10 protein-coding genes are annotated in these 16,502 nt (G+C 70.3%); all 10 read right to left on the bottom strand.

Annotated elements, in window-relative coordinates:
- Positions 1 to 222: 222 nt before the first annotated feature.
- The 10 genes from AB4070_RS18495 to AB4070_RS18450 are packed head-to-tail and all read right to left on the bottom strand — an operon-like array spanning position 223 to position 16,460.
- On the bottom strand, positions 223 to 4,722 hold the full coding sequence (locus AB4070_RS18495; protein WP_441981391.1) for an FtsK/SpoIIIE domain-containing protein: 4,500 nt from the start codon (positions 4,720 to 4,722) through the stop codon (positions 223 to 225).
- A gap of 43 nt (positions 4,723 to 4,765) precedes the next feature.
- Positions 4,766 to 6,175, bottom strand: a complete 1,410-nt coding sequence (locus AB4070_RS18490; RefSeq protein WP_441981390.1) for an RDD family protein — start codon at positions 6,173 to 6,175, stop codon at positions 4,766 to 4,768.
- A complete protein-coding gene (locus AB4070_RS18485; RefSeq protein WP_230977970.1) occupies positions 6,172 to 6,882 on the bottom strand; it encodes a hypothetical protein in 711 nt (236 codons plus the stop codon). The genes AB4070_RS18490 and AB4070_RS18485 overlap by 4 nt, the downstream gene beginning before the upstream one ends.
- 14 nt (positions 6,883 to 6,896) lie before the next feature.
- Positions 6,897 to 8,534, bottom strand: a complete 1,638-nt coding sequence (locus AB4070_RS18480) for a serine/threonine-protein kinase (RefSeq protein ID WP_441981389.1) — start codon at positions 8,532 to 8,534, stop codon at positions 6,897 to 6,899.
- The gene (locus tag AB4070_RS18475; protein ID WP_441981388.1) at positions 8,531 to 9,778 is read right to left on the bottom strand and encodes an FHA domain-containing protein; all 1,248 of its coding nucleotides are present in this window, start codon (positions 9,776 to 9,778) and stop codon (positions 8,531 to 8,533) included. The genes AB4070_RS18480 and AB4070_RS18475 overlap by 4 nt, the downstream gene beginning before the upstream one ends.
- Positions 9,778 to 10,593 (bottom strand): PP2C family protein-serine/threonine phosphatase, encoded by an 816-nt coding sequence (locus AB4070_RS18470; protein WP_046746681.1) that lies wholly within the window; start codon positions 10,591 to 10,593, stop codon positions 9,778 to 9,780. Before AB4070_RS18470 ends, AB4070_RS18475 begins: the two co-directional genes overlap by 1 nt.
- A complete protein-coding gene (locus AB4070_RS18465) occupies positions 10,590 to 11,837 on the bottom strand; it encodes an RDD family protein (RefSeq protein ID WP_441981387.1) in 1,248 nt (415 codons plus the stop codon). Before AB4070_RS18465 ends, AB4070_RS18470 begins: the two co-directional genes overlap by 4 nt.
- Entirely contained in the window at positions 11,834 to 14,230 is a 2,397-nt protein-coding gene (locus tag AB4070_RS18460) for a transglutaminase family protein (protein ID WP_441981386.1), read from the bottom strand. The genes AB4070_RS18465 and AB4070_RS18460 overlap by 4 nt, the downstream gene beginning before the upstream one ends.
- The gene (locus tag AB4070_RS18455) at positions 14,227 to 15,489 is read right to left on the bottom strand and encodes a DUF58 domain-containing protein (protein ID WP_441981385.1); all 1,263 of its coding nucleotides are present in this window, start codon (positions 15,487 to 15,489) and stop codon (positions 14,227 to 14,229) included. The genes AB4070_RS18460 and AB4070_RS18455 overlap by 4 nt, the downstream gene beginning before the upstream one ends.
- Positions 15,489 to 16,460: an AAA family ATPase gene (locus tag AB4070_RS18450; RefSeq protein WP_441981384.1), complete on the bottom strand. Its 972-nt coding sequence runs from the start codon at positions 16,458 to 16,460 to the stop codon at positions 15,489 to 15,491. The genes AB4070_RS18455 and AB4070_RS18450 overlap by 1 nt, the downstream gene beginning before the upstream one ends.
- Positions 16,461 to 16,502: the final 42 nt, after the last annotated feature.

The raw sequence follows: 16,502 nt of genomic DNA, 5'->3' as shown, positions 1-16,502 counted from the left end.
ACCCTTCAGCGTGTCCAACTGCCCCTGAATGTCATCACGAGCCTGCGACAGCGAACCCGCCACCTGCTCCATCTCCGCATAAGACGCACCGAAATCGGCCATCGTCCACACCTCCGCAAATCGAGAGAACCGGACCCCTCCGGCCCGAATAACACCACCCTATGGAAATATCCGCGCCCCCGTCGATGGGGACAACTCCCCATCCACGATTGCGGCCGTCGCCTACCCCTCGACGAGCGGCAGCTGCACTGTGACCTGCCGTCCGGCCTGCACGAAGATGCCTCGCCCCTCGGGGAAGTCGGTGCGCTTGACCTTCGGGAACGGCACCTTGAACACCGCGTCGCCGTCGAAGGAATCGGGCTTGAGGATGATGCCCTTGCGCCCGGCCTTGAAGTCGCCGATGAATCCGAAGCCGCTCGTGACCTGCGTGACGTCGGCGTCGCCGATGAGCAGGTGGTCGCTGCGATTGATCGCCTGGAAGAGGGCCTTCATCTCGCGCTCGGCTGGGCTGTCGGCGAACTGGGGCACGTCTTCGACCACGATGAGCACCCTCGTCGGGAGCGAGTCGTCGGCGATCAGCTCGGTGATCTCCTTGGCGAGCTCCTTCGCGTCCTCCGGCGTCACGGCGCTGCGCGTCCAGCTCGTGTACTCCTTGAGCTGGGCACGACGGCCTCCGAAGTGGAACAGCACGGTCGCCGGATCGAGTCTCCGCATCGAGGTGATGAGCGACTTGAGGGCGTTGGTCTTGCCCGACGACGGCGGACCGGCCACGACGAACGTGCCGACCGGGTCGAAGTCGCGCGCCGCCAGGGTGTCCTCCGCGACACCGAGCACCGGGAACTCGCCGAGGCGATCGGGCAGGTCGCGCACCGACAGGCGGGTGGGCAGCGCGCCGATCTCGGGCACCTCCCTCGCTCCGGCCGCACGCAGCTTCTCGGCGAGCCCCTCGAGCAGCTTGGTCTGCTCCGCCACGTTCGGGGTCCCGCCCAGCGTCGCGATCTGCGTCTCGCGTCCGTCGACGATGGCGCGACCGGGCGCAGAACGCTCGTCGAGCACATCCTTGGGCGCGTTCAGCATCGCGTACCCTGACTCGTCCGAGAGGCGCAGCACCACGCGCCGCGACACGTTCGCGCTGACCGCTGTGGGCACGGAGCCGGAACGGTCGGCGCTCGCGATCACGTGCACGCCCAGCGGGCGACCCTCGCCGAGGATGCGCATGAAGGTCTGGTAGAACGGCATCCGCGCGGTGGTCGACTCCCACTCGCTGCGGAACTGCGGGAAGCCGTCGATCAGCAGCAGGATGCGCGCCTCGTCCCGCCCCGTGAGCTCCCGGTACTCGGTGAGGCTGGAGGCGTTGGCGGCACTGAAGCGCTTGCCACGGTCATCCAGAACCGCGGCCAGCGAGCGCAGCACGCGCTGCACGCGCTCGGAGTCGTCGCCAGAGATGATCGATCCGACGTGGGGCAGCATCTCCAGGCTCTTGAGCGAGCCGGACCCGAAATCGAGCCCGTACACCTCGACGTTCGAATGCGCGGGGTCGAAGCCCGCCGCGATCGCGATGGTGCGCAGCACGGTCGACTTGCCCGATCCGCTCGTGCCGTAGACGAGGAGCGAGCCGTCCTTGTCGGGGTGGAAGTACGCCGGCTCCTGCAGCTGCCGCTCCGGCACGTCCATCTTGCCGAGCAGCACCTGTCCGTCGCCGAGCACCGGGAGGTCGCGCATGTCGACGGCCCCCTCGAGGTCGTCCAGCCACGGACGCCGGGGCGCAGGGATACGAGCCGCACGTGCCGCGTTCACGAGCGTCGCCACGATGCGCTTCTGGTCGTTGGGTCCGAGATCCTCGTCGTGGGACTCGGACTCCGGAGCCTGCTCGGCCTCCCAGGTCTGGATGGAGCCGAATCGGAGTTCGGCCACCTTCACCTCGGCGACCTGCGCCTCATCCGTCGTCCATCCGCCGGCGTACGCCGACTGGAACGGCACGAGGCGTCCGGGACCGGTCTTCGCGATGCCGCGCCCCGGCAGCGAGGGCGGGAACGTCGCCGCCACCGGATCGTCGACGACATCCTTCGAATCGGATTCGTCCGCCATGCGCAGCGCGACGCGCAGGTTCGTGTTCGCCCGCAGGTTGTCCTTGATGACACCGGCCGGTCGCTGCGTCGCCATGATCAGGTGGATGCCGAGGGAGCGACCGCGCTGGGCGATGTCGACGACGCCGTCGACGAACTCCGGCACCTCTCCGGCGAGCGCGGCGAACTCGTCGATCACGAGCACGAGCGCTGGCGGAGTCTCCGGGTCACGCCGCTTCTCGAGCTCGAGCAGGTCCTTGGCCTTCTTGCGGTTGAAGAGGTGCTCGCGGTGGTGCAGCTCGGCGCGCAGGCTCGTGAGGGCGCGACGCACCAGGTGCGGGCTCAGGTCGGTGACCAGGCCCACCGTGTGCGGCAGGTCGACGCAGTCGGCGAACGCGGAGCCGCCCTTGTAGTCGACGAAGAGGAAGGTGACGCGATCCGGGCTGTGGGCGGCTGCCATGCCGAGCACCCAGGCCTGCAGGAACTCGCTCTTACCGGCACCCGTCGTCCCGCCGACGAGGGCGTGCGGACCCTGGGTGCGCAGGTCGAGGGTCATCGCGTCAGTCTGCGACTGCCCGATGATGGCGCGCAGGTTCCCCGCCTTCTTCAGTCGGGCCTGCGGGACACCGGAGCGGTCGATGATCGTGTTGTTCTGGCGCCAGCGGTCGATCACCGCGTTCGCGTCCTCCGCGACCTCGGTACCCACCAGGGAGAGGAAGCTGACCGAGTTCGGGATGTCGGAGGAGTCCTCGATCACGGTGCTGGAGTCGACGACGGGGGCCAGTCGCTTGGCGAACATGGTCATATAGGCGTGCGAGACGCCCTCGACCTGCACTCCGCGATAGTCCACGCCGCTGCGGACCGTGCCGACGACCGCATCGCCGAGCCCTGCGCTCACGTCGACGAACGTGCGGCACGCGGCGGGCAGCGCCTCGACCACGGGAGCGACGAACAGGGCGTACACGCCGACGTCGGCGCCGCGTTCCAGGATCTGGGTCAACCGGGCGCGATCGACAGGAGCATCGTTCGTGATGATCACGAGGATCGCCGTCTGGCCGGGGAACGTCGCGTCCTCGGCGGCGCGCTTGACGTCGGTGCCGTAGCGCATCGGGTCCCAGTCGGCGCCGTACGGCGGCCGGGCGGACTTCGACTCCCGTGAGCGACGCAAGACGATCTCCTCGAGACCGCTGAGCAGTGCCGTGCCGGTCGAGGCGGAGTCCGCCAGAGGCATCTCCTTGAACGGGTTGCGCTCGCTGGAGGTGTGGGGCAGCCACTTGAGCCAGTCGAGCTCGTTGGCCCAGCCCGGCTCGGTCAGCGCGACCGTCACCAGCTCGTTCGGCGAATGCGTGCCGAACAGCTGCACCGCGATGCCGCGGAGTGCATCGCTCGCCACCGACGTGGGACCGGCCACACCGATCGACCCGACGCTCTGGAGCGACTCCAGGATCGGCACGTCGTCGATCATCCGGTACCGCTCCTCGAGGCGGTCGACGCGCTCGACGTACTCGACGAGCGCGTCAGGGCTCTCGGTGCGCTTGATGCGCGTGCGCGCCTCGCTCTCGCAGACGCCCAGGCGCATCGCGAGGAAATTCCAGTGCTCGGGGCGTCGCGTCCACAGCAGGGGTCCGAGCCGCATCGCCTCGTCGAACACGACGGCGACGGCCGGTACCTCGTTCTGCCGCACCTCCCGCTCCTTCGGGTGCGAGTGGTAGAGCGTCTCCTCCAGGCGTTCGAACTGCTCCTCGAACGACTCCGCCTCCTTGCGCAGACGCTGACCGAGATTGGTCTTCTGCGAGATGAAGTTTCCGAACATCATCATCGGCGACGCGGCCGCGATCAGGAGGGATGCCGGACGCTGCGTGATGCTGAACATCGTGACGGCCAGCAGGATCGGCGCGACGAGCATGGGCCAGGGGAACAGCCGGGACGGCTGGTCGCGGGGGTAGCGCGGTTCGTCCAGTTCCTGCCCTGTGAAGCGCTCCTCGACGCGCGGGCTGCGGTTGAACATCAGAGCGCCCCCGCGCTCGAGCACCGGGTCGCCGCTGGCGGAGCCGTCGAAATCGCTCACCATGTGCACGACGAACTCGCAGTCGCCCAGCACGAAGCTCTGTCCGGGGATGACCCGGAGCCGCTGCACGAGTCCGCCGTCGACGAGGATGCCGTTCGCCGAGTTCAGATCGACCAGTTCGACGAAGGTCGCTGCGACCTCGATGCGGGCGTGCCGCTTCGAGACCAGCGGGTCGGCGATGGTGACATCGTTGGCGGCGTCGCGGCCGATCAGGAAGTGACCGATCGGCAACGGGAACTCCTGCCCGGCGGCAGGACCGGCGACCACCGTGAGGACGGCGGCCGGGTGCGTGCCCGCGCCGCCCACCGACGCCCGATGGGATCCGACGTTGACCACCTCGGCGAGGAACCCGGAGCCGATCGGGGCATCGCCCACGAGCAGATCGGGATTGAGCATCGTGAGCTGCTCGCTGGTCGGTGGGGCGACGGACAGCGTGAGCACATCGCTGGGCGCGGCCATGATGCTGCGCGCGGGATCGGTCGTGGCGATCTGCCGCGCCACGTCGGCGATCGTCGCCGTCGAGTCGGCCATCACGACCACATCGGTCAGGGGTGCCGCGGGTCGACGCAGGGTCAGTTTGACTCTCATCGCTCGTCCTCACCGCGCCGAGGGCGCATCTCACTGCTCAGGGTCATACCCACTCCACCTGGAGGGACCGGTCGCCGAAGCGCACCGTGTCGCCGATCTGCAATTCCGCCGGGTGTCCCGCCGGCAGCGCCGTCTCGGAACCGCCTCGGACGATCGCGCTGCCGTTCGTGGAGGCCCGGTCGACGACGAAGACGCCCCGTCGGGCCGGCATCACCGCGATGTGGGTCTTGGACACCGAGCGCGTGTCGTCGACGACCGGCACCAGGAGCGCCTCACCCTCGCCTGCGGCGGCACTCGGGGATCGCCCAAACAGCGTCGTCCCCCGCACCTCGATGCGCTGCCCGGTGTCGAGCACCAGGAGCGCTCGTACTCCCACCGGCGCGGGAGAAGACCCCGGCGCGGGAAATGCGGCAGGTGCCGGTGCGTCCGGGGCTGCCGGCGTTTCCACAGCGGGTGCCGCTACGGCGGCAGGGGTGGCGACAGGAGCGGATGCCGGGGGCCGAACGGGTGCCGGTTCGGGGGCAGAAGGAACCGCGGTCGGTGCTGAGGCCGGAGCCGGAGCCGGAGCCGGAGCCGGAGCCGGAGCCGGAGCCGGAGAGAATGATGCCGGGCCGGGAGCACCCGTCGCCAGGGACGGGGGCACGGCCGACACCATGGATCCGACGCCCGGGGTCTCCTGCGGCTCCGGCGCGGTGCCCCCGGTGGATCGATGCGCGCCGATCACACCGCCGGAGAACCGTGCACTCGGAACGTACTCCGCCGGGGCATCGCGATGCACCGGCGTGGCCAGGGACGGCAGCGGCGCCTTCTCCTCGTGCTCCGGCGTCTTCACCCGTTTGCGCGCGATGCGCATGCGCTTCTGGTCGTAGGGGTTCAAGCCGCCCCGCACGTCCACGAACCAGGTCGCGGCGGCGAGGTCGAGCCATCCACGACCGCGCTTCTCGATGTCGAAGAGCGGCGAGAGCATGATCACCAGCACGGGACCGATGATCGGCACGATGAACGAGGCGTACGCGACGAGGTACCGGACCACGGCGCCGCGCCAGAATCCCGGGCGCTCGAGGGTGCGGACGTTCACCGAGCGGATGCCGCAGATCGCCTTGCCGAGCGTCACTCCCTTGCGTCCGTGCAGCACGAGCTGGACCACCACGTACGCGATCATCAGCCCCTGCGAGACCGCGGCGGCGACGATGAGCCACACCAGGTCGCCCCGGGCGAAGAACTTCTCCGGGTCGAACTCCCCCGACACCGCCTGAGCGAGCACGGGAGTCAGGGCGATGATGGCCGGAAGTGCGATGAGCACGGCCACCGTCCACTCGATGAGAGCGGCGAGCACACGCGTTCCCCACCCCGCCGGTCGCAGCCCCAGCGACGCCGCGTACGCGGGGTCGGGGCGTCCGTGCGCGTCGAGCCCTTCGACCTCGGGAGCGTGGTCGTCGATCTCCCAGATCACTCCTGCTCTCCCTCGGCCTCGTCGACGGCGTGCGCGGTGTCGAGCAGAGGCAGGTCGCTCTTGCCGACCAGGCGCGAGGCGATCACGTGTTCGACCAGCCGCGCGCGTCGGTTGGTCGCGAAGCTGCGCTGCCCACCCCGCATGCCGGGCACGCCGATCCGGTCGAACTTGTCGCACACGTTGTCGAGCTTGCGGTTGAAGCGCGTGACCGTCCACCCGAGTCGCTCCGCGGCCTTCGCCGAGGTGGGGATCTCGCTCATGCCCGTGCCGTCCCTGCGCAGCTGCGGCTCGGCCAGCGCGAGGATGAGGAGCTTCTGGCTGAGGGTCAGCGGCACGTCGCCGATCGTCGATGCCCCGCCGTCGTCGTGCTCGCGTCTGGTCGCACGGAACGTCGGCTCGGCCGCGTGCAGGGTGAGCTCGTACGTCGTCGGTCCTGCGCTGAACACGACCGTGGTGGTCTCGAAGACCAGGGGAAGACGGGCGCCGGGAGCGAGCCAGGCCTGCACTCCGCCGGCGGAGTCGGTCACGGTCGCCGTGAGCCGCGTTCCGACGTTCGAGAGCCACCACAGCCCGTCGGCGTCGGTGATCTCCAGGAAGTGCCGGTGCAGGAACAGATTGTCGTCGAGTTCGAGGTCGCCCTCGCGACCGACGATGAACCGCCCGCCCCGACGGACCGGGAAGTACTCCCCCGCGAATTCGACGGTCACACCGCCTTCACCACTCACTCCACGCACCCCCGCACGGTCTCGGACGCGCGCCCGTCGTCGCGTCGCAGCATCACGTCGATGCACACGGTTCCCGCCGTGGCAGGCACCGTGGCGGTCGGGTCCGGCGTCTGCTGCGGATCGACCTCTCCCGAGACGGCCACCGGGGTCCAGATGTACGAGTCGCCGTCGAGCGGGCTCGGGTTCGTCCAGGTGAAGACGACCTGTTCGCCCTGGCGCGTGCCGGCGAGCTCGGTCACCTTCGGCACCACATCCGTGCCGACATCCTTCGGGTCGACGGCCTCGGCCGTCTCCTGCGGTTCGGGAGTGATCCCGGCGACCAGGAGGTTCAGACCGACGATCCCGCCGATCACGATCACGACTCCGGCGGCGGCGAGCCCGAACCAGAGGCCCTTGCGACTGCGCGGCGCTTCGGGTACGGCCGGAGCTGCGACGGGCGTGCCAGGCACCATCGGCGGCGGCACGGCGGCATCGGGGGCGACCACCTGCGGCGCGCGGGCGATCGTCCGGTCATCGGCGCTCGGGGGGAGCGGCTGCGGCGGAGCAGGAGTCGGAGCACGCAGCTGCGTCTGCTCGACGAACGGCACGGACGATGTCTCGGCGGGTGGCGCGTCGAAGCGCGGGATGCCGGGCAGCACGGCCGGAGGCTCTTTGCGCTGCGTCGTCGCCGACGGGCGGGTGAACGATGCCACGTCGGGGTCGATGCTGACGATCTCGCGCACCCGCGTGAGGCCGTCGCCGTCGTCGTCCAGGTCTTCCGCCGGCGGGTGGTCGTCGACGATGTCGATCGGCGTCACCGAATGCGAGAGCTCGATCTGCACCTTCTGCAGCGCCCGCGCGAACGCCACGGCGCTCGGGAAACGATCGTCGGGGTTCTTCGCCATCGCGCGCTCGAGGAGTCGCTGCAGGCTCTCGGGCGAATCCGGCCGCTTCAGCGAGGGGAGAGCTGCGCGCTCGATGCGTTCGATGAGGTCGGCGCTCGAGTTGCGCTCCCCCGGACGTTCGAACGGGGAACGGCCGGCCAGCAGGGTGTACAGCGTCGCTCCGAGGGCCCACACATCCGTGCGCGGTCCGCTCTGCGGCGGCTCGGCGAACGATTCGGGAGGCGACCACGGAATCGACATCCCCGATGCCTCTCCCGTGGCTCCGGTGGTGGACGCGATGCCGAAGTCGGTGAGCGCCGGCCTGTTGTACTCGGTGACGAGGATGTTGGCGGGCTTGATGTCGCGGTGCAGCACGCCGGCGCGGTGCGCTGTCTCGACGGCACCGGCCACCTGCACACCGACCCGGAGCGCCTCGGCCACCGAGAACGGGTCCTTCCGCGCGCGCAGCTGGAGGTTGGGCCGCGGGCAGTACTCCATCACCAGGTAGGGGCGTCCGTCTCCGGCGACCCCTGCCTGGTAGATCGTCACGATCGCGGGGTGGGTGGAGAGCATCGCCATGACGTTCGCCTCATCCGCGAACTCCTGAGCGGCGCCGCTGGAGATGCGATCGGCGAGCAGCACCTTCACCGCGACCCGGCGGCGCGGCATCTCCTGCTCGTAGAGGAAGACGTCGGCGAAGCCGCCGGTACCCAGCGGCTCGACGTAGGTGAAGCCGGGAAGGTCCGGCGGCGGGGAGGGGCGACGCGTCACGGCAGATCCTCGAAGGCGACCGTGACACCGTCGCCGAGGTCGACGACGTCGCCGGAGAGCACCAGCGTCTGCTCGCCGGGGTGCAGCCGCACGGGGTCGGCACCGGGCCGCAGCAGGGTGGATCCGTTCGTGGTGTGCAGGTCGATGACCACCACGGTGTCGCCTTCGGGCCGCACCTCGAGATGGCTGCGCGAGATGTCCTGCTGCGGGCTCTCGACGGCGATGAGATGCGGGAGATTCGCGCCGCTCGCCCGTGTCGACCGCGGGCGGCGCCCGATGATCACGGTGCGATCCAGAGCCGTCTCCTGCCCCGTGGACAGGCGGATGCGGCCGACGGAGGCCGCGGCCGGTGCCGGGGTGACGTCGAGCACCTCCGTCGGGGCGTCGCTGGAGACCGGTGGCTGCTGGCGGAGCGCACGGAGGTCTGCGGCCGAGATCGTCGCGCCGTCGTGGTCACCCTCGACGGCGATCGGCGCCGCCGGCGTCGCCGCCCCGCCGACGGAGTGCACGGTGGCGCCCCACAGCTGATCGAAGTCGTCGTCGACCGGCGGGGCGAGCGTCACCTCGGTGGGCGGCAGGAAGGCATCGTCGATGACGGGGAGCGGTTCCTCGGGCGTCGGCTCAGGTTCGGGCTCGGGCTCGGGCGTGGGCTCGGGCTCGGGTTCCGGAGCTGCCACCGGCTCCGGCGCGGGCTCAGGAGCTGCCACCGGCTCCGGAGCCGGCTCCGCGGCGTCCGCTTCCGACACCGACTCCCCGACGACCGGGACAGGGCCGAGGACGGAGGGGAGCGGATCGGCATCGCTCGGCTCGAGCTCGGCGCTCACGGCCGCCGCCCGGACGATTCCGCTCTGCACGGGAAGTCCGTCGGCATCGGCATCGGTGCTCTCGACCGTGATCTCGACCTTCGTCGCACCGCCGAGGTAGCGCTCGTTCCAGGTGGTGACATCGTCGCCGGAGAGCTCGAACGACTCGGTGCCGGTCTCCACACTCGCGGTGACCGCACCCCGCAGGGCGATCCGCATGTCCGATCCTTCGGCCACGGCCGCGACGAACGAGGGCAGCGAGGTGAACGAGACCCCCGACTGCGCGGTGAGCACATCGACCACGGTCGCGAGCGTCTTCTCCTCCGGCAGGCGCTCCCACAGCCGCGCGACGACATCGCCTGGCACGTCGGGCGGCAGGGCGACGACCGCTCCCGGGATGACGATCAGGTACCACTGTCCCGGTCGGTAGCTGGTCTGCATCAGCGAACCCCTCCTGCTGCGGCTTCTCGTGGACGTGTGTCCTGGTCGATGTCCGTATCGGTGGCCATCAGCGTCCCCGGTCTCGAGGCGACGGAGACGGCGTCGATGACGAGCACCGTGATGTTGTCCCTGCCCCCGGCGCTGACGGCCTCGTCGATGAGCACGTCTGCGGCCCGCTGCGGGTCCTTCTCGGCGATCAGGATCTCGCGGATGCGGGCGTCGGCGACCTCGGATGTGAGTCCGTCCGAGCACACCAGCATCCGGTCGCCGAGCTCGGCGGGGAACATCCAGTAGTCGGCGTCGCCCGTGCTGCTCGCGCCGATCGCCCGCGTGATGATGTTGCGGCGGCGGTCGGAGACGGCATCCTCCACCGTGAGCTCACCCGATTCGATCAGCTCCTGCACCACGGAATGGTCCACGGTGATCTGCTCCAGCTCGCCGTCTGCGAAGCGATAGGTGCGCGAGTCGCCGATGTTGAGGGCGAGCCAGTAGCCCATGCCGTCGACCGAAGCGACGAACACACCGCTGAGGGTCGTACCTGCGCGGCCGTTGCCCGAGGTGGACAGCTCCTCGACGCTCTCCCTCGCCAGGGAGAGCGCCAGACGCACGTCGTCGAGTTCGAGCGCGGACCGGCCGATGTAGCGCGCGAACTCCGCGATCACAGCGGCGCTCGCGCGCTCCCCCGCCTCGTGCCCGCCCATTCCGTCGGCGACCAGGAAGATCGGCGCCGACGCGAGATGCGCGTCCTCGTTCAGCGCACGCCGGAGTCCCGGATGCGTGGCCGATCCGGTCGAGACGACCAGTCCCGGCCTCATGCGTATCCGCCGATCGTGACGATGCGGTCGCCGATCTCGATGGCGTCGCCCAGCCGCACCGGGACGCGCTGCCCGGCGGGGCAGGCGATCCGCTGTCCCGCGCGGACGATCGTCATCCCGTTCGTGGAGTGTCGGTCCATCACCCAGCCGCCCGAGGTCTCGGCCGCCGCCTCGAAGTGCGTCTTCGAGAGCGAGAGCGTCTCGTCGCGCACGGGCACGAGCGTCGCTCCCTCTTCCGGTGCGGGGTTGCGGCCGAAGACCGTGCGGCGGGAGACGGAGACACGCGTGCCGTCGTCCCACGTGAAGACGAGGCGGTGTCCCGGAACACTGATCCTGGTGTCCTCGAGGTCGTCCTCCTCGGTGGCGCGCGAGGCGGCAGGCGCCGCGGGAGCGGCAGGCACAGCCGGCGGCGTCGCCGCGGGCGGGCTGGCGGCGGGCGGGCTCACCGGAGCCACAGGCTGCTGCTGGATCGTCTCCTCGAGCGCAGGTGAGGGCCCGGTCTCGGGCTCGGGCGCTGGGCGTGCAGGAGCATCCTGAGTGATGCCGGGGACGAAGGCGATGAGGGATCCCGCGTCGGCGACCGGTGCCGCAGGAGCAGCCGGTCGTGGAGGGATCGAAGCGGAGGGCGGCGTGCCGGGAGCCGACGCAGGAACGGACGCCGGAACCGGAGCGGGAGCCGGGGCGGAGGCAGGAGCGGGCTGCGGGAGTCCGGGGATCGCCGGTGCGGGCGTCGGCGCCGCGGCCCTGGGTCCGGTCGAGGCGGGGGTCGCGGCCGTCGAGGTGGCGGGCGCGGACACGCGCGCGTCAACCATGAGAGAGCCGGCCACCTTGTCGTGCCACCCCTGGAACCGACCGGAGCCGTCGAACAGCGGCGTGAAGTAGCCCACGACGATGGCGGCGGCGAGGCTGAAGATGACGTTGCGCAGCAGCGTCCGTCCGAAACCGAGGCCGCTCCCGTCCGTGGCCGAGACCAGCCGAAGGCCCTGTGCGCGCATGCCGATCGAGCCGGCGCCCGCCTGCATCACGGTGTAGACGACGAACCAGCCGAGAAGGAGCAGGCTCACGACCGGCCCGCCGATCAGCAGCACTCCGACACTGCCCTCGAGGCTGCCGGTGAGCGAGGCGCCGACCAGGAGGCCGCCGCCGAGCACGATCGCGAGGCCCCCGGCGATCAGGGCGTCGATGAGGTAGGCGACGGCGCGACGGGAGATCGGCGCGATCTGGTCGGTCGCGGGCTGCGTCATGAGGTCTCGCTCTCGGAGGACGGGGGCGTCGTACTGTTCTTGATGGTGCCAGGTTCACGGCGGACGCGCACGGCCGCCGCTTCCTTCAGATTCTGGAATCCGTTCGAGATGGCCGTGCCGCCGACCAGGGAGCGGACGCTCAGTCGCGCCTGAAGACGCTTCCAGAACCCGGCTTCCTTCCCGAGACCGCCCACGATGTCATCGACCTCGTGCCAGAAGGCGTCGACGTCCTCCTGGCTCGGCTCGGCGGGGCCGAACACGTCGGCATCGGCCCGCTCGGCGAGGGTGGTGACCTGCGGAACCGTCAGCGAAGACGCCACGACCGCCGCCTCCTCGATCCGGGTGCCGCCGGGAGGGATGCGCGCGCCGTAGTCCACGGCACGGTCGGTGAGCTCGTCCCAGCCTCCGCTGATGCGGTCGGCGGTGCGCGCGGCCGCGCGCCGGGAACGACGCTTCGCCGCCTTCCACGCACCGATCACGATGAACGGCGATGCCAGGAGTGCGATCACTCCGAGGGAGATGCCACCGATCACGAGGATCGCCCCGATGATGCCGGCGATGTTGAGACTCTCGTCCTCGCCCTCGCGGTCGTCGGGCAGCGTGGGCGGCAGATCGACGGGCTCCTGCGGCGGAGGCGGGGGCTGCAGCACCTGCGGCTTCGGGTCGACGCGCGGTTTGGTGTTCTGATCGTTCGGCACCTGGTCTTCGGGTGGGGTGGGGTTGAAGGCCATCCACCCGAGCCCCTCGAAGTTGACCTCGACCCAGGCGTGCACGTTGTCGCCGGTGGCGGCGAACGTGGCTTCTCCCGCGTTCTCCTCGTCGGGGTAGTAGCCCATGACCACACGAGCAGGGATGTCGACCTGCCCGGCGAGCAGCGCCATCGCCACGGCGTACTGCTCGTCGTCGCCGATCATCTGCTCGCCGCCGACGAGGGTGGAGATGCGCTCGGCGGTGTGTCCAGCCCGGGAGATGACCTCCCCCTCGAGCCCGTGGCTGAAGAAACCCTCCTTCGCCAGGAAGTTCTCGAGGGCGCGCACCCGCTCGATGGGCGTCTCAGCCCCGGCCACGGTCTCGGCCGCAAGGGCCGTGAGCTCCTCCGGCACGTTGCTCGGCTTCGGCATCGAAACCTTGCCGAACGGTACCTCGGCGAGCTGTTCGTCGTCGGGCATGTTCGGCATCACGGCGTCCACCGTGTACTCGTCGCCCTTCGTCAGCTTCGTCGTGGCGACCGCGGTGCCCGTCTCGGTGTTCACGTAGGTGCCGCGACGCAGCTGCTCGGCGTCATCGCCGGAGAACCTGATCTCTGACAGCTCGCCCGCGGTCGGCATCCACACACCGCGATAGGCGCCGATCTCCACGTTGAGCGTCACCGGAACACCCTCGGCATCCGGCGACATGTTCGAGCGCAGCGGGCTGAAGGCGCTCGACGAGGTGGGTCCGCCGTCGGTGACGTTGTAGACCATGCCGTCGAACTGGTCCATGACGGCGGTGCGGACCCGAGCACCCTTGGGCAGGCCCTGCACCGTGAAGAGCGTCTCGTCCGCCTCATCGCGCACGTTCTTGCGGAACGCCTGCAGGGGGCTCGGGTAGTCGCGGATGTCGAACGGCGGGATGATCACGTCACGGAACACGTGCCGCGGCTGCGCCGGGTTCGCCACGGCGCTCGTGGCCACCCCCGCACCACCGGCGATCGCCAGCACCGCCACGCCAGCGAGCAGACGACGGGTGCGCATGTGCGAGGCCCTGGAGGGATCGACCTCGCTGACGGAGATCGCCGTGTTCTGCGGCGCCCACAGCTGGCGAAGCGCGAGCCAGGACATGCTCACGACCGCGAAGACGAGTCCTTGCACGAGGGGGAACGCCGGCTCCGGCGTGCCGAGGGCGATCACGAGCATGAGCAGCACGCCGGCCGGGATCAGCGCCCAGGCCACCTGCGACAGGCGCAGCGCGAGCGACGCGGTCACCGTGGTGAACACGAGAGCCAGGAGGAACGGGATCACGAGGTGACCGTCTGCCGCGGCCACGGGCGCCACGGTGGTGAGCATCTGCTTCCACGCGGTGACCGTGCCGAGCGCGAGCTTCTGCAGCGTCTCCAGCGTCGGGATGAAGCCGAGGATCGAGGTCTGCGGCAGGGCGAACGCGCCGCCGAACACGAAGTAGGCGGCGACCGTGAGACCCGCGACGATCAGGATGCCCCACCGGCGCCAGGTCGTGACCGCCGCGATCGCGAGGCCGAGCACGACACCGCCGACCACGGCGGGGAGGAAGGACGGACCGGCGAACGTCGGCCAGAAGCCGACCAGCGCGGTGACCACCAGGAGTGTGCTGGCACCGAGATCGAGGATCCAGCGACGCACGGGCAGACCGGCGAACGCGGCCGAGGATGCGGTCATGCGAGCACTTTCTGCAGGGCGAGGGGGATCTGCTCCAGCGCACCGACCGTCACGACGTCGGCATCGCCGATGCGGCGCAGGGCCGGAGCGGAGGCGGTGGTGTCGGCGACGACCACGAGCACGCGGGCGCCGAACGGAAGACGCGCACAGGCGAGGCGGAGGTCGTCGGGCTTGACGCGCGCCCCGCACACGAGCACAACCACGCTCGCGAGCGGCATCGTCGCCGACACCACTCCGGCGAGCTCGGCGATGCCGCCCTCCTTGGGCTTGCTGTTCTCGACGGCCGAGAGGGAATCGAGCAGCTGCTTGCCCGTGCCTGCCGGCAGCTCGCGCCCCTGCACCCGCATGTCGACGCGCTGCGAGTCGCGGAGAGCACGCAGACCGATCGACCCTGCGGCCGAGACTCCCAGCTCGAAGTCGTCCGGGGTGGCGTAGTCGGCGAGGGAGCGCGACAGACCGATCACGAAATGCGAGCGCCGGGTCTCCTCGTACTGCCGGACCATCATGGTGCCGGTGCGAGCCGTCGATCGCCAGTGCACGTGGCGGAGGTCGTCGCCCGGCTGGTACTCGAGCAGGGCGTGGAACGACACGTCGTCGCGGGACAGGTCGGCGGCGGGAAGCCCCTCGAGGTCCCGCAGGTAGCCGAGGGACTGGCCGTCGAACAGCACCGTGCGCGGGTGCACGAAGAGGTCGACCGGGTCGTCGCGACGGTGCGCCCGCTCGAACAGCCCGAGGGGGTCGCCGCGCACGACGCTCACCGGTCCCACTTTGACCACACCGCGCTTCTGGGTCGGGATCGCGAAGAGCTCCTCCGCCTCCTCCCCCGGCGCGAGCCGCTGGATGCCGAACTCGCCCCGCCCGGAACCGACCGGGAGCACCACTCGCGACGGCAGGATGGCCCTGGTGCCGCGGTTCGCGAGGGTCAGGGCGCCGACCGCGCGCTCGCCCACGACGACGCGGGTGCGGGCGAGGTCGAGGGCGACGTCGTAGGCGGTGCGACCGATCAGGAACAGCGCGCACAGGGCGACGGCGATCGCGATGACGACCGCGGCGATCGTGAACTCCGACCACCCGGCGATCTGCCCCAGGACCCAGAACCCGACGGCGAGCCCCATCAGCACCCAGGCAAGCGGACGGATGGCGGAGGTGATCTTGCGGAGGCGCGTCAGGGCGCGCGCACCGAGGACGGCCGCGATGTCACGCCATCCGGCGTCGCGCTCCGTCTGCGGCGTCGACGCCGGTAGGGCCTCCGCGGTCATCAGGCCGCCGCTCTGGCCTGGGGGGCCGCCACGGCATCGAGCACGCGGGCGATGACGGTGTCGCTGCTGGTGCCGGCGAACTCGGCCTCGGCGTCGAGCAGCAGACGGTGCTGCCACACCGGGCGGGCGAGCACCTTGATGTCGTCCGGGAGCACGAAGTGGCGCCCCTGAGCCGCGGCCCAGACTTTGGCGATGCGGATCATCGCGATCGCACCGCGCACCGAGACGCCGAGGCGGATGGCGCCGTCTTCGCGAGTCGCCTCGGCGAGCTCTGCCACGTAGCGGAGCACGGCGGGCTCGACGTGCACGGTTGCCGCGAGGTCTGCCATGTCGGCGACGGCGCTGGTCGTGATGATCGCGGACAGACCGGCAGACGGGTTGCGGTCGGAGGCACCGGCGAGAATGCTCTCGGTCACCGCGAGGTCGGGGTATCCGATGGAGGTCTTGATCAGGAAGCGGTCGAGCTGCGCCTCGGGCAGCTTGTAGGTTCCCGCCTGCTCGATGGGGTTCTGCGTGGCGATCACGAGGAACGGGCGCCCGGTCTCGTGGGTGACACCGTCGACCGTGACGCGCGACTCCTCCATGACCTCGAGCAGCGCCGACTGGGTCTTCGGCGACGCACGGTTGATCTCGTCGGCGAGCACGATCGACGCGAAGATCGGGCCCTTGTGGAACTCGAAGCGGTGCGACTGCTGATCGTAGATCGTCACACCGGTCACGTCGGAGGGCAGCAGGTCGGGGGTGAACTGGATGCGCGTGCTGGTGCCCTGCACGGTCGCGGCCAGCGCCTTGGCGAGGCTGGTCTTGCCCGTACCCGGTGCGTCCTCGAGGAGCACGTGGCCCTCGGCGAGCATCGCGGCCAGCACGAGGCCGACGATCTCCTGCTTGCCCTGCACGGCCTTGTCGATGTTCTCGACGAGGCGCTGGAAGGTGCCCTGGAACCAGGCGGCCTGCTCGGGGGTCATTGTCATGAGTGTGTCGTTCCTTGTTGTTGTTCAGAACCGGTGTTCACA

Source organism: Microbacterium sp. 2RAF4 (assembly GCF_052115285.1).
Taxonomy (GTDB): Bacteria; Actinomycetota; Actinomycetes; order Actinomycetales; family Microbacteriaceae; genus Microbacterium; species Microbacterium oxydans.
This window is presented reverse-complemented; position numbering and strand designations above follow the sequence as displayed.